At 37.5% G+C, this 12,993-nt stretch carries 15 protein-coding genes; 6 read left to right on the top strand and 9 right to left on the bottom strand.

Annotation, left to right across the window (positions count from 1 at the left end; genetic code table 11):
- Positions 1–55 precede the first annotated feature (55 nt).
- The 6 genes from GJ691_RS10935 to GJ691_RS10910 form a co-directional block, all read right to left on the bottom strand.
- Positions 56–589 (bottom strand): hypothetical protein, encoded by a 534-nt coding sequence (locus GJ691_RS10935; RefSeq protein ID WP_154366806.1) that lies wholly within the window; start codon positions 587–589, stop codon positions 56–58.
- Positions 590–653: 64 nt separating this feature from the next.
- Positions 654–944, bottom strand: a complete 291-nt coding sequence (locus tag GJ691_RS10930) for a hypothetical protein (RefSeq protein WP_154366804.1) — start codon at positions 942–944, stop codon at positions 654–656.
- A gap of 232 nt (positions 945–1,176) precedes the next feature.
- A complete protein-coding gene (gene amrB / locus GJ691_RS10925) occupies positions 1,177–2,250 on the bottom strand; it encodes an AmmeMemoRadiSam system protein B (RefSeq protein WP_154366802.1) in 1,074 nt (357 codons plus the stop codon).
- Between the two features lie 172 nt (positions 2,251–2,422).
- Positions 2,423–3,382, bottom strand: coding sequence for a putative phage abortive infection protein (locus GJ691_RS10920; RefSeq protein ID WP_154366799.1), 960 nt, complete (start codon positions 3,380–3,382; stop codon positions 2,423–2,425).
- A gap of 132 nt (positions 3,383–3,514) precedes the next feature.
- Positions 3,515–4,123, bottom strand: coding sequence for an SLATT domain-containing protein (locus tag GJ691_RS10915; RefSeq protein WP_154366797.1), 609 nt, complete (start codon positions 4,121–4,123; stop codon positions 3,515–3,517).
- Between the two features lie 136 nt (positions 4,124–4,259).
- Positions 4,260–5,633, bottom strand: coding sequence for a reverse transcriptase domain-containing protein (locus GJ691_RS10910; protein WP_179955099.1), 1,374 nt, complete (start codon positions 5,631–5,633; stop codon positions 4,260–4,262).
- Positions 5,634–6,082: 449 nt separating this feature from the next.
- Between GJ691_RS10910 and GJ691_RS10905 the strand changes: the two genes are divergently transcribed.
- From GJ691_RS10905 to GJ691_RS10885, 5 genes are all read left to right on the top strand, one after another.
- Positions 6,083–6,247: a Lacal_2735 family protein gene (locus tag GJ691_RS10905; RefSeq protein WP_154366793.1), complete on the top strand. Its 165-nt coding sequence runs from the start codon at positions 6,083–6,085 to the stop codon at positions 6,245–6,247.
- Between the two features lie 18 nt (positions 6,248–6,265).
- On the top strand, positions 6,266–6,556 hold the full coding sequence (locus GJ691_RS10900; RefSeq protein WP_154366791.1) for a TIGR03643 family protein: 291 nt from the start codon (positions 6,266–6,268) through the stop codon (positions 6,554–6,556).
- 4 nt (positions 6,557–6,560) lie between these two features.
- Entirely contained in the window at positions 6,561–7,676 is a 1,116-nt protein-coding gene (locus GJ691_RS10895; RefSeq protein WP_343033477.1) for an FAD-binding domain-containing protein, read from the top strand.
- Between the two features lie 640 nt (positions 7,677–8,316).
- Entirely contained in the window at positions 8,317–8,445 is a 129-nt protein-coding gene (locus tag GJ691_RS10890) for a DUF2256 domain-containing protein (protein ID WP_154366789.1), read from the top strand.
- Positions 8,442–9,923, top strand: coding sequence for a cryptochrome/photolyase family protein (locus tag GJ691_RS10885; RefSeq protein WP_154366787.1), 1,482 nt, complete (start codon positions 8,442–8,444; stop codon positions 9,921–9,923). The genes GJ691_RS10890 and GJ691_RS10885 overlap by 4 nt, the downstream gene beginning before the upstream one ends.
- Before the next feature lie 5 nt (positions 9,924–9,928).
- Here the strand turns inward: GJ691_RS10885 and GJ691_RS10880 are convergent, their stop codons facing one another.
- From GJ691_RS10880 to GJ691_RS10870, 3 genes are read right to left on the bottom strand one after another with little or no spacing between them, the layout of a single operon-like run.
- On the bottom strand, positions 9,929–10,453 hold the full coding sequence (locus GJ691_RS10880; protein ID WP_154366785.1) for a glutathione peroxidase: 525 nt from the start codon (positions 10,451–10,453) through the stop codon (positions 9,929–9,931).
- Between the two features lie 5 nt (positions 10,454–10,458).
- Positions 10,459–11,160, bottom strand: coding sequence for a GTP cyclohydrolase I FolE (folE, locus tag GJ691_RS10875; RefSeq protein WP_154366783.1), 702 nt, complete (start codon positions 11,158–11,160; stop codon positions 10,459–10,461).
- Complete coding sequence (locus GJ691_RS10870; RefSeq protein WP_154366781.1) at positions 11,123–11,533, bottom strand: 6-pyruvoyl trahydropterin synthase family protein; 411 nt, start codon at positions 11,531–11,533, stop codon at positions 11,123–11,125. Before GJ691_RS10870 ends, folE begins: the two co-directional genes overlap by 38 nt.
- A 133-nt stretch (positions 11,534–11,666) precedes the next feature.
- On the opposite strand from GJ691_RS10870, the gene GJ691_RS10865 reads away from it, so the two are divergent.
- Positions 11,667–12,923: an NAD(P)/FAD-dependent oxidoreductase gene (locus tag GJ691_RS10865; RefSeq protein WP_154366779.1), complete on the top strand. Its 1,257-nt coding sequence runs from the start codon at positions 11,667–11,669 to the stop codon at positions 12,921–12,923.
- The last annotated feature ends 70 nt before the right edge of the window (positions 12,924–12,993 follow it).

Below are 12,993 nucleotides of genomic sequence, written 5' to 3'. Positions count from 1 at the left end.
CCATATGTTGCACAACGGTTTGGTCGCCACGAAGTCACCGACTTCGCAGAGCGAGTTATTTTTTTATTTCATTTTTTAAGTTCAATAATTTCAAATCTTTGTGGTAGTTCTCAATTCTTGAGTGTGCATTTCCGTCAATCAACAAAATGACAATCAACATTGAAATGCTTGTAATACTAATTGCTCTCCAGGTAGGTGTATTAATACATAGAATTAATAATGCAGCTATGATAATTAATATTGGAACTAATTTAAATACAACTGTAAATTGCTTTATAGTGCTTTCAGAGCGTTCAATTTCGGACTTATAAAAGGCAGTTTCATCGGTATTAAAATCCTTTTCAAATTGTTTGACTCTTTGAATATTGGCATAGTTGGTACCGATGCCAATTATCAATAGTAATATACCTACTATTAAAGTTGGAATAATATAAGCTTTTGCCAAATTTGTTTTTCCTAATTGCCGAAATCCAACACTTGCGATTAAAAAACCAATCGCAAAGAAAATAAAGAAGCGTGTTGAGAATACTTCGGCTTTTGCCCATGCGATTGCTAGTTTTAATACGTCTATAGTTTCATTAAACTCCATTTTACGTCAAGTTTTTTTAATACTTCAATTAATTTTTTCCAGTTTGTTGCCATCGGTTTAGTTGCTACGAAGTCACAGACTTCGCAGAGCGGGCGTATTCCCCACCTACTTTATATTTTTCAAAGATGGTTTTAACGCTTTGGGAAATAAACAGCTTGCCCCCTACCGTTAAAACCGGGGTTTCTTTAATGTTTAAATCTTGTTTATTTTTTTGCCCCTGGATATAGAGTATATCATCAAAATGATAATTTGTCGTTTTACCCTTAAGAATCAGGGCATCAAAAACTGATTGACGCGTTTTATCATCTGCGAATTCGTATAAGGCTGGGGAATCGGCCAAAATCTTATAATTCATATAAAAAGGACTGGTTTATAAGGGGATTGCCTTGTTTGCTTTATGTATTATCGGTAACAGTTTAAATTTACTCATTCTTAAAAACTTCCCGAAGCTTCGCGACAAATTATTTAGCAGTACATACAAATTATAGGCTACCGCTTTTTATTGTTTCTTATCCTATATGTTAAACTTAAAAAATGGCTACTAGTCACAGACTGGCAGTAGCAGAGGACCATGAAGAATTACATATCTATTCATATTTTATACTCGCATATGCTACCCAATGTTTTTGAGTTGCAATGGCCGTAGTTCCCATACCTAGATCTTCCACTTTTATAAGATCATGATCTATACTTGTTTCGTAATCTAAAAAAGTTCCTGTTAACGGTTTATTATGTAATGCCAGATTTAATTTATTTGCTAAACCCAATCCAAAAGGCACGGAATAACGACCACACCATACCCATTTATATTCTTTATAATCATTGGTTTGCACTGTATATTCCGTAAAGTTTTTTACTTTTTCATTACTGATTTCGTTTACCAAACACTTCTCAATAATCTCCTTATCCAAAGCTCTTGCTTTTTTAGTGCCTTCATCATCAACCCCAAAAGGTGCTAAATCCCCACTCCACGCTTCATTACCATAATGCACCGCATCGTTGGAAATTACAACTGCGACATCTTTTCCGTATTCAAGATTCTTTTCTTTTAACATTTTTGATATAACACTAGAGAGATCATTACTTATACGATCGATCGTTTCATAATTTATATAAGGCACAAGGATCGGGATAATTTCCAGGTTTTTGTTTTTTCGATGTAAAAAGGGCACAATGGCTTCTAAAGAATGTTCCAACGCTTGCATATCGTTATGAACCAGGTATGAAGATTTTGGAAGTCGCTCGATAATTTCAGCGTTTAGATCGGATACTTTTACATCTCCATAGGGCGATTCCCAATGGGTAAAATCCCCGAAAATGATTTTGTCCTGGAGACTAAAGTTTCTAGCGCGATGCGCTACACCCACTAAAATAATCGTGTTGGCATTAATTCCCCTTAGCGATTCGTAATACAAACGTCCCGCGTATTTGTAGTCGTCATGTGGACATATGGCCGCTTTCCATTGCAAATTATTTTTAGCATCCTTAATACCTAAACGGTTATAAATGGTATCTAACTGCCAATTATATTTTGTAAAACCAATCGTATCATGCACCTGCCTAACCTTTTTTTCCGGGGTTTGGTCCTGTACGTTGTTTTTTACCGTTGTTCCGTTTTTACAACTGAAACAACAAAGACAGATCATAAGAATTAGTCGCATATACTATTTTATTTTAAACAATGTACACTAAAAAAAAAAAGCTTTTGCAGCGGTCAAGACCTCTGTTTCAACAGTGGGCGAATTAGCTAATTTTCGGCAGTATTGTTGCCAAAGCCATTAATAAAGTACTTTATTCCCTATTTACTACAGGTTTTGCTGGTATTAATTATTTTCAGAATGTTGGTTTCACGTCCTTAATTCTATCATTATAAATTTCTCCATGAAATGAATATTTTTCAATAATTCTAAAGTCAAAATTTTGCATAATCTCAAATTCTTTGACTAAAAATAAAAAATTTGGATAGCCTAATCCAAGATGAAGGGAATTGTAAAGAATGAGATAAAGCTCATCTGATGACAATTGAGCTCTAACAAGAGAAGCATAAAATTGCTTCTTTGACTTTTCAATTAATTCGGTTTTATGAATAAACTTAAAAATGTGATAAACATTTCTGAAATAATGACTTAGAATTTGCTTGTAATCTTCAAAATAAAATTCTCTGTAAGCCTTGTTCATTCTCTCTTCTGCAACTTTTTTTGTTATAGGAGGATCATCAGTATAAGTTTCTGCCCCAGTTGAGTTTTTCCCTATAATACCATTTGAATATTTCATTTTTATTTCTAAGTCCTCAAATGCTTTGGATAAGACCTCTCTTTTTTCCATAGAAACGTTCCTCACCATAGACACCTTTGAAAAATTAAGTTTATCTACAAGTTCGTGGTGCAAACTTAAAAGTTGAAAAAAAGTGTTTTCAAATCTTTGGATTTTTAGTGTTTCACTTTGTTCTTCAAATACCTTTCTTGTTTCTGATAGCTCAGTTCGTTGTAATTCAAATTCCTTAATTTGTTGATTTAAAGCTGAAACTTGCGCATTCAAAGTCTCTCTGTTAATCTCAATATCTTTTCGCTGTTCGGTTAAGGCAACATAAAAGAGTATAACCCCTGCTAAAGACCACAATGAGCCTACGATCCCACCAATAAAATCACCAAATTGCGCAACTTTTTCAGAATTAACTTTTGAATCGAATATTATGCTTTCTTTATAAAAAAATATAGCAATTCCCACTATGAATAGGGCTAACCCAATCCATAGTAAAATTTTGCTGTTTCTTTCTGTTAATGTTTTTTTCAAAATTAATGACGGCGGTTATAGTTATGGGCAAGAAGCGAGAGTAAACACTCAAATTTGTCGGTTTAACCTTTTCTTTCCAGGCTTCTAAAATTACATTTTTTCTCAAAACCAAGCTATTTGCTATTATCGACGTTAGGCAATAGATTTAACAAAGATTAAATATAATGCAATTGGTATTAAAATGAATATTAGATAACGTCCTAAAGTGTCGAATTGATAACGTAGAAACACCCATAATTGGAACAAAGAAGAGTATTTTATCTTAGGGTATTCTGTAATATTGTTTTTCTGAAAAACTTTATAATCAAGCGTTGAATGGTTAATATCATATTTTCTTAATACCGAATTGTACTCTGTCGAAATTTCCTCTATATCTTCTGCTCTGACATTTTCCGATTTAATTTTCATAAGACATAATTTATCATATATAATGGTTATTTCTCTTCCGCAATCATGAAACCTATGAGAAAGATGTTTGTAACCCATATTGTTTAATATTATTGAAATGACAATAACCATAATTGAAAGAGTAATAGTTGATAAGGTTATATTTATGTCTGAAAGGATTCTGGGCCTATTGGGAACGAATATTAACAGGTTAATGCAAATAATATAAACTGACACTAAACTTATGGTTATTGTTGACCATTTTTCATGTTTTTCATACCTTTTCGCAGCTATAAATCTACTTCCTTTAGTTTCCCACAATTTTTTATGCCATCGTTTTAATTCGTTTTCCATAATTGAATGATAAGGGGCTACTTAAAAGAACAGTAGGACAATTTTTCCTTTCGGAAATCTAAACACATTTCTATGATAATTGTACAAATACTTGAATCTATCAAGTCCCACAATGTGGAAGTAGCCCCGTTTTTTTTTAATATTTATAACCTAAATCTTTTTCCAGTTTATTTATTGTTTTTTTCATGAATTTTTCAAAGTAATCCTCAATTTCCTCATTGGTATACGGTATTTCAGACCCTATTTGACCTCTAAAAACCAAGAATTCTCTTTTTTTCCTAATTGTATTTATCTCATCATAATTTGCAAGATAATTCTTATTACTATCAAATCTTATCACATGATAACTTCTAACTAATTTCTTTAATTCTTTTGGTGGCTTATTTTCAAAAGCTTTTAAATCTTCAAAAAAACTGGCAATAATTTTATCCAGTTTGAATAATAAAGATTTGTCATTAATCTCAGCAAAGTAAAATAACCATCCATACTTTTTATTTTTTGATATAATGCCTGTAATCATCTCATTAAGTTCTTCTAAAAAAACTTTTTTAAAACGATCTTTATCATCCTTAAGCCATCTGGGTCTATCATATTTATTTGATAGACCATTTTTAAACCATGTGAATTTTCCCGCAATCCTTCTTATAAAAAGCTGAACGTTCTTTTCTGCAATTGAAACATTCTTCTCTGATATAAAATAGCTAAGAAAAATAAAACCATCTGAAACTTTACCAAATTCGGTTTTCGGTTTATTTAGGTCCAAGTTTATCTTTTTAATCTCTTTTTCTACATTTTGAAATCTGTATTTTGATATAAGATCATCATTTAATATTAGAATATCATCTACGTATCTTGAATAGAAATATTTTCTCCTATTTAAAGTTTTATCTAGTTCCTCCATGTATATTTGAGCTAGAACATTAGAAATAGAAAGACCTTGTGGTACTCCTTTTTTTGTTTCGTACAGATGATATTTTGATTTACTAGTGTTTTGAGGTACTGTTGGTGTTTCAATTGCATTTTGGATTAATCTCAAAACACAAATATCCACCCCTTTATCCTTCAATTTTTGAAGGAGTGATTTTCTATTTATTGTATCGTAATACTTAGTTATATCAAGTTTAAGGAAGTATTTTGACTTCTTATTTATAGAAAGGTATTTTTTTATGTCACGTATAAAGGAATTTGGCAATTTTTTATTTATACTGTCAGGAAATAAGTCATGCAAATATTCCTTGATAGCAAATAATACAATTCTATCTCTTACCGTTGGAATTGAAATAATTCTTGGATGTTTATTTCTTCCTTTTAGCTTTAAAACTTCAACATAAGGGCTGAAGGTATAAGTTGCATCGTAAATTTTTCTTTCAGTAGCATTTAATAATTCATCTTTACGATTCCGAAAACCAATCGCATTTAATTTATCTATACCTTTTGTCTTTGTTTCATCAAAATTTTCTTTGAAAATTACTTCAAGATTTTCTTTTTTAAATATCTCCGTTTTACTCATATTTTGATTTAAAACCTTGTACGTAAATTTCTTATATAAAATATAAAACCCATCATTCACACCCCTCATAAGGAGCAAACCGATGACTATCGCAACCTACTACAATTTTCGGTTTTGGCTTTACAGAAAACCGTAATGGCATTCGCTTTTTTTTCTTTAGGGCTAAAACGCCCTAAAAAACAATGGTTCAAAAACCATTTTACGGTTGTACCTACCACTTACACACCTTTTCCCTTGCCCTATTCCTTCACGTGCGTAAAATCGTACTCTAAAGTATGGCAAATTCAAGCCTTGTAAAAACGTACTTATCAACAGTTATCAACCTAGTTCGGTTTCCATACATAAGCAAATGTTATATTTTGTTTAATGTTTATTATTATTTATTAAACATTATATATCTTTATGACTCAAACAGGATACCTCAAGGGGTATCACACCAAAACAAAACAATGTTCGGACTATTCAATAAAAAGACAGAAAAAGAAAAACTGCAAGCGCAATACGGTAAGCTTTTGAAAGAGGCCCATAGCCTTTCTACCACCAACCGTAAAATGAGCGATGCCAAAGTATTTGAAGCGGAACAGGTGATGCAACGAATAGAGCAATTACCCTAACCTTTAACCCCATGTGCCATGACCACGCATAATAAAGAATTTTCACCAAGGGAACTCGACCGCATTATAGAAATGGCCTGGGAAGATCGTACGCCTTTCGAAGCTATCCACTATCAATTTGGGCTACCGGAGAAAGAGGTGATCGTTCTGATGCGGGGCCAGCTGAAAACAACGAGTTTTAAAAGATGGAGAAAACGCGTGAACAGTGGCGTAAGCCAAAAACACCTAAAAAAGAGGCATCCCGACATCAATAGATTCAAATGTTCCCGACAAAGGGCCATTACAGGCAACAAAATAAGCAAACGATAAACCCGTGTTGTTCAAAGAAGAAATACCACTTTTCCCTACCTCGTACAGCGAGGTATTGCAACGGCTACAAAAAATAGACCCCGTAGCCTATGGGGTGACCCGTAATTTCATCGATGGGAAGGTCACTTATTTATCGCCCTATATTTCCCGAGGGGTCATTTCCACAAAACAAGTACTTGCCGCAGTTTTAAAACGGGGGTACGCTCCTGAAAAAATAGAAAAGTTCATCCAGGAACTGGCATGGCGCGATTATTGGCAACAAATTTGGATCGCCAAGGGCAATGCCATTGATTTGGACCTAAAGCAAGCCCAGCATCCGGTTACGAATACGGGTCTTTCCACCGCCATCATCACCGCACGTACGGGAATCGAAGCCATAGATACGGCCATTACGGATTTTTACAGAACGGGATATTTGCACAACCATGTTCGTATGTACATTGCTTCCTTGGCCTGTAATATTGCCAAGAGCCATTGGAAATCGCCCGCCCATTGGATGTACTATCACTTATTGGATGCCGATTGGGCCAGTAATGCGTTGAGCTGGCAATGGGTCGCAGGGGCCAATAGCAACAAAAAATACGTGGCCAACCAAGAGAACGTAAACAAGTATTGCCATACCGATCAACAGGGCACTTTTTTAGATGTGGGTTATGACACGCTTAAGGATATGTCCGTGCCCGAGGTGCTTCTCCCAACCACGACCCTAGAACTCACAACGCCCCTACCCAGGCATTCGGCTTTGGAAATCGATACGACCCAACCCACATGCCTCTATAATTTTTACAATCTTGATCCCCTTTGGATGAACGATAGAACGGCCAACCGAATCCTATTATTGGAGCCCTCACATTTTAACCGGCTTCCGATTTCCCAAAAAAGTATGGATTTTATGCTCGCCCTGACGGAAATCATTCCCGGAATGCAAATATTTATCGGGGAGTTCCACGAGTTGGTGCATATCAATGCCCTGACGGATGTGCATTACAAGGAACATCCACTCAATGTACATTACCAAGGCACGGAAGAACCGCGGGAATTCATGTTTTCGGTAAAAGGGTATTATCCTTCATTCTTTTCCTACTGGAAGAAATGCAAGAAAGAACTAAAGTTAATGTAAACGAAAATAACCTCTCGACTGCGCTCGAGGGGACAGCGATAACGAATAAATAGTTGTGTTGAACAACCTATTGTCAGGTCGAGCGCAGTCGAGACCTAATTGAAAAAACGCTAAACAAAAAAGACCTCTCGACTGCGCTCGAGGGGACAGCGATAACGAATAAATAGTCGTAATGAAAAATCATCTGTCTGGTCGAGCGCAGTCGAGACCTAATGAAAGAAACACTAATCAACCAACCTCTCGACTCCGCTCGAGGAGACAACAATAAATAAATAGTCGTAATGAAAAAACAAATGTCAGGTCGAGCGCAGTCGAGACCTAATTGAAATAACGCTAATCAACCAACCTCTCGACTGCGCTCGAGGAGACAACAATAAATAAATAGTCGTAATGAAAAAACAAATGTCAGGTCGAGCGCAGTCGAGACCTAATTGAAATAACGCTAATCAACCAACCTCTCGACTGCGCTCGAGGGGACAACAACAACAACAACAACAACAACAACAACAACAACAAATAAATAGTCGTAATGAAAAAACAAATGTCAGGTCGAGCGCAGTCGAGACCTAATTGAAAAAACACTAATCAACCAACCTCTCGACGCCGCACGAGGGGCAACAATAATGAATAAATAGTTGTGATGAAAAAACAGCACCTTCCACAAAAAACTTGTCCGGTTTGCCTTCGCCCTTTTTCATGGCGCAAAAAATGGGAAAAGCATTGGGAAGAAGTAAAATATTGTAGTGAACGTTGTAGAAGAAACAAATGAAAAGCATACACCTGATCTTTCCGCACCAACTCTTTAAAGACTCCCCTCTTTTTCAAAAGAAGGGCCCCGTTTATTTGGTAGAAGAATACCTTTTCTTTCGGCAATATCCGTTTCATAAACAAAAGATAGCGCTGCATAGGGCCAGTATGAAAAAGTATGAAACTTACCTAAAGTCCTTGGATATTGAGGTTCATTATATCCCATCGACCGAAGAACGTTCGGACATTCGCCTACTTTTGCCCCAACTGGGTAATCAGGGCATCACCCATATCACATATATAGACCCCAATGATAATTGGTTGGAAAAACGCATAACCCAAGGCTGCCAAAATGCGGAAATAAGCCTTGAGGTGCTACAATCGCCCTTATTCCTAAACACCAAGGAAGACCTAAAGGCTTATTTTAAGGATGGAAGGAAGAAATACCACCAAACCAGCTTCTATACCGAAGAACGGAAAAAACGGAATATATTGATCGATCCCGATGGTTCACCTACGGGCGGAAAATGGACTTTTGATACGGAGAACCGAAAGAAATACCCAAAGAAAAAAACTCCCCCGGCCATACAATTTCCTGATATTGATGATTACCAGATTGAAGCGAATGCCTATGTAAACGAAAATTTCCAAGATCATTTGGGCCAACTGACCGAACATGCCCTCTACCCTACCGATTTTGAAACGACCAAGGCTTGGCTGCACCAATTTTTTGAACAACGCTTTATGGAATTCGGAACCTACGAAGATGCGATCGTGGCCGAAAATTCGATACTTCACCATAGTGTATTGACCCCCATGTTGAATATTGGACTGGTTACCCCACAGGAAATCATCGATGCCTGTCTAGCTTATTCCAAAGAGAACACTATTCCCATTAACTCAACGGAAGGTTTTATACGACAACTGATCGGTTGGCGAGAGTTTATGGCCGGTATGTACCGGTTTCATGGTTCACAAGAACGAAAACGGAATTATTGGGGGTTCACGAAGAAGATTCCATCTTCATTTTATGACGGAACCACGGGCATTCCCCCAATTGACCAAACCATAAAGAAAGTATTGCGGACCGGGTATTGCCATCATATAGAAAGACTCATGGTCTTGGGTAATTTTATGATGCTTTGTGAATTTGACCCCGATGACGTCTATCGCTGGTTCATGGAGCTGTTCATAGATTCCTATGATTGGGTCATGGTGCCCAACATCTATGGTATGAGCCAATTTGCCGACGGAGGGTTGTTCGCCACCAAGCCATACATCAGCGGTAGTAATTACCTGATGAAAATGGGAAATTACCCCAAAGGGGAATGGCAGGGCGTTTGGGACGGACTCTTTTGGCGATTTATGCATGTACACCGTGATTTCTTTACCCAAAATCCACGATTGGGGATGTTGGTTTCCATGTTCGACAAAATGCCCGAAGAAAAACGAAAATCACATCTGGAACAGGCCGACACCTATTTGAAGAAACTATCGTAATAAATCTACAAGTATCGGGTGATCTTGGAACTCATGGGCTTGGTCAATGAAAAAAAGTAATCGATAAGCTGGCCTTTTTCATCAATCAGGTATTTTTGGAAATTCCATTTTACGCTCGAGCTTTTCTTTCCGTTCAGGTCTTTAGAGGTAAGCCATTTGTATAACGGATGTTGATCACTGCCTTTTACGTTCACTTTTTCGGTCAATAGGAAAGTAACCCCAAAATTACGTTCGCAGAACGTTTGTATTTCCTGTGCATTCCCCGGTTCTTGATTTCCGAACTGATTGCAGGGCACACCGATGACCACCAGCGAATCGGGAAAGGTATCGCTCAATTTCTGTAGCTCTTTGTACTGCTTGGTAAAACCACATTCGGAAGCAACGTTCACAATCAATATCTTTTTACCCTTAAATTTCGACAGCGAGATAGGTTCCCCGTTTAAACTATGGATCGGAATATCATATAGATTCTTCATTGTGTTTTTTCCTTTATGGGTTGGACCTGTTTTAGCTTCGTTCACTGTTTTCATAAGCCTTATTCATTCAAATAATTCTGTAATTCGGCGATCTTGTCCGACTTCATGAACACGCCACCATAGTACGAGGTGACCGTAGCAGAAGTATCATCTTTGATACCCCGTGAAGATACACATAAATGCTTGGCATCAATGATTACGGCAACATCTTCGGTCTGTAGGATCGCTTTTAAATCCATCGCGATCTGATTGGTCAATCGTTCCTGTACCTGTGGGCGTTTGGCATAGTATTGCACGATCCTATTGAGTTTGGAAAGTCCTATCACCTTACCCGACGAAATATAAGCGACATGTGCCTTTCCTATGATCGGCACAAAATGGTGCTCACAATTGGAATAGAAGGTGATGTTCTTTTCCACCAGCATCTGATTGTATCTGTATTTATTATCGAATAGGGCCACTTTGGGTTTATTGGCGGGATTGAGTCCCGAAAATATCTCTTCGATATACATTTTGGCCACCCGTTTGGGGGTACCTTTTAAAGAGTCGTCGGTAAGGTCCAATCCCATAACATCCATGATCTGCGCAAAAAGATGTTCTATTTTTTCTTTTTTCTCCTCATCTGAAATTTCAAAGGCATCGGTTTTCATTGGGGTTTCCAACCCCGTATAAATATGGTCGTCACCTATTTCCTCATCACTAAAACCATTAAGTCCGTTTTCTTTAATAAGGGTATTCAACATAGTTTCTTGGTGTTTCATAAAGTTTTATTTTCAGTTCCAGATCAGTGTTTAACTCCGGTTTGATCAGCTTATAAATAACCTGGGCTATATTTTCTGCCGTTGGGTTCAGGGTCTTGAACTCTTCGGTATCCAAATTCAGGTTCTTATGGTCAAAACGGTCGAGCACCTTGATCTTAATGATGTTGGACAGTACTTTGGTATCTATGACATAACCCGTGCCAGGATCAACAGCCCCAATGACCTTTACCTCCAAATCATAATTATGTCCGTGATAATTGGGATTGTTGCATTTACCAAAAACTTCCTTGTTCTTGGTATCGCTCCAATGCATATTATGCAACCGATGGGCCGCATTAAAATGTTCGCAACGTACTACCGCTGTTTTATCCATATATCTTTATTCTGTTCTATTCACTAACCGAGGTAAAGATATTTTATAATTTGTTTAACTATTAATATATTTTGTTAAACATTATTTAAAACTACTATCTTTGTCCCTAGTAATTTGATTTTCAAATGACCCTATGGAAAAGAAAAACCACAATATTCATATTATCGGCGCAGGTATCAGTGGGCTCATTGCGGCCAAAGTTTTGGAGGAGCACGGGTTTTCTCCGACAATTTTGGAAGCTTCGGCAGCTGCTGGTGGAAGGGTCAAATCAGAAACCTTTGCCGGTTACACCCTCGACCATGGCTTCCAAGTGCTATTAACGGCCTACCCCGCTGTTCAAAAACACCTTGACCTCAAGGCGTTGGACTTGCAAAAGTTTATGCCGGGAGCTGCTATTTTCAACAATGGTAAACAATATATTATTGGTGATCCTTTTAGGGACATCCGTTTTCTTTTCCCTACCGTTTTCTCGGGTATCGGGGATTTTTCGGATAAACTGAAAGTTCTCCAACTAAATAGAATTTTAAAGCAAAAATCAGTACTCGAAATATTCGGGGAGCAAGAAGAAACGACCCTGTCTTTTTTAACGGGTTTTGGGTTTTCCGCCCAAATGATCGAACAATTTTTCAGACCCTTTTTCAGTGGTATATTTCTGGAACCGGATCTAAGAACATCGAGCAGAATGTTCCAATTCGTTTATAAAATGTTCGGTGAGGGGCATGCTGCCTTACCCAAATCGGGAATAGCGGCCATTCCCCAACAGCTTGTACAACAACTGGAACACTCTAGCATTAAATACAATTGCCCCGTGGCCAGCGTTAAGAACAAAGAAATAGTGTTGGACAATGGTGAAGTACTGCAAACCGATTATACGATCGTAGCAACGGAGGCCAGCGCCTTGGTCCCGAATTTAAAAAACCAAACTATTTCTTGGCATTCCTGCGAAACCCTATATTTTGAAACCGAAACCAAGGTAATCTCCCAACCTTTGATCGGACTCATAGCCGATAAATCGGCCCTGATCAACAACATTTTTTACCATACCAGTCTTCATACCTCTGGGAATACCGAAAATGAACTTTTATCGGTAACGGTGGTCAAAGATCACCGTTTATCAGCAGAGGCCCTAATTACCCAAGTCCAGGAAGAACTGAAACGCTATTGTAATATTGACATTGCCATATTCCTGAAAAAATTCACTATCCCAAAAGCATTGCCAGACCTCATTGGCTTAAACTATGGTTTATCACCCTCTGAAACCCAATTGACCTCCGAAATTTTCTTGGCAGGTGACACCTTGTTGAACGGTTCCCTGAACGCGGCAATGATTTCCGGGGAAGCTGCGGCCAAAGGCCTTATGGACGTGATCAACGGGGTTACCTATTATTAAGACGCTGCGGTTTTCCGTTCTTCTTGTATTTTCGGCCGTACCACAATAGTATGTCTTGAAGGATTGCAGA

The sequence above is a fragment of the Maribacter luteus genome (assembly GCF_009674825.1).
GTDB classification, from domain to species: domain Bacteria; phylum Bacteroidota; class Bacteroidia; order Flavobacteriales; family Flavobacteriaceae; genus Maribacter_A; species Maribacter_A luteus.
Note: the sequence above shows the minus strand (reverse complement) of the source record. Positions and strands in the feature narration are given on the sequence as shown.

What these genes read in the sequence shown, in the direction of transcription:
- GJ691_RS10935 (WP_154366806.1), bottom strand. Translation starts at nt 589, where the DNA reads ATGGAGTTTAATGAAACTATAGACGTATTAAAACTAGCAATCGCATGG.
- GJ691_RS10930 (WP_154366804.1), bottom strand. Translation starts at nt 944, where the DNA reads ATGAATTATAAGATTTTGGCCGATTCCCCAGCCTTATACGAATTCGCA.
- amrB (WP_154366802.1), bottom strand. Translation starts at nt 2,250, where the DNA reads ATGCGACTAATTCTTATGATCTGTCTTTGTTGTTTCAGTTGTAAAAAC.
- GJ691_RS10915 (WP_154366797.1), bottom strand. Translation starts at nt 4,123, where the DNA reads ATGGAAAACGAATTAAAACGATGGCATAAAAAATTGTGGGAAACTAAA.
- GJ691_RS10910 (WP_179955099.1), bottom strand. Translation starts at nt 5,633, where the DNA reads ATGAGTAAAACGGAGATATTTAAAAAAGAAAATCTTGAAGTAATTTTC.
- GJ691_RS10905 (WP_154366793.1), top strand. Translation starts at nt 6,083, where the DNA reads ATGTTCGGACTATTCAATAAAAAGACAGAAAAAGAAAAACTGCAAGCG.
- GJ691_RS10900 (WP_154366791.1), top strand. Translation starts at nt 6,266, where the DNA reads ATGACCACGCATAATAAAGAATTTTCACCAAGGGAACTCGACCGCATT.
- GJ691_RS10890 (WP_154366789.1), top strand. Translation starts at nt 8,317, where the DNA reads ATGAAAAAACAGCACCTTCCACAAAAAACTTGTCCGGTTTGCCTTCGC.
- GJ691_RS10885 (WP_154366787.1), top strand. Translation starts at nt 8,442, where the DNA reads ATGAAAAGCATACACCTGATCTTTCCGCACCAACTCTTTAAAGACTCC.
- GJ691_RS10880 (WP_154366785.1), bottom strand. Translation starts at nt 10,453, where the DNA reads ATGAAAACAGTGAACGAAGCTAAAACAGGTCCAACCCATAAAGGAAAA.
- folE (WP_154366783.1), bottom strand. Translation starts at nt 11,160, where the DNA reads ATGAAACACCAAGAAACTATGTTGAATACCCTTATTAAAGAAAACGGA.
- GJ691_RS10870 (WP_154366781.1), bottom strand. Translation starts at nt 11,533, where the DNA reads ATGGATAAAACAGCGGTAGTACGTTGCGAACATTTTAATGCGGCCCAT.
- GJ691_RS10865 (WP_154366779.1), top strand. Translation starts at nt 11,667, where the DNA reads ATGGAAAAGAAAAACCACAATATTCATATTATCGGCGCAGGTATCAGT.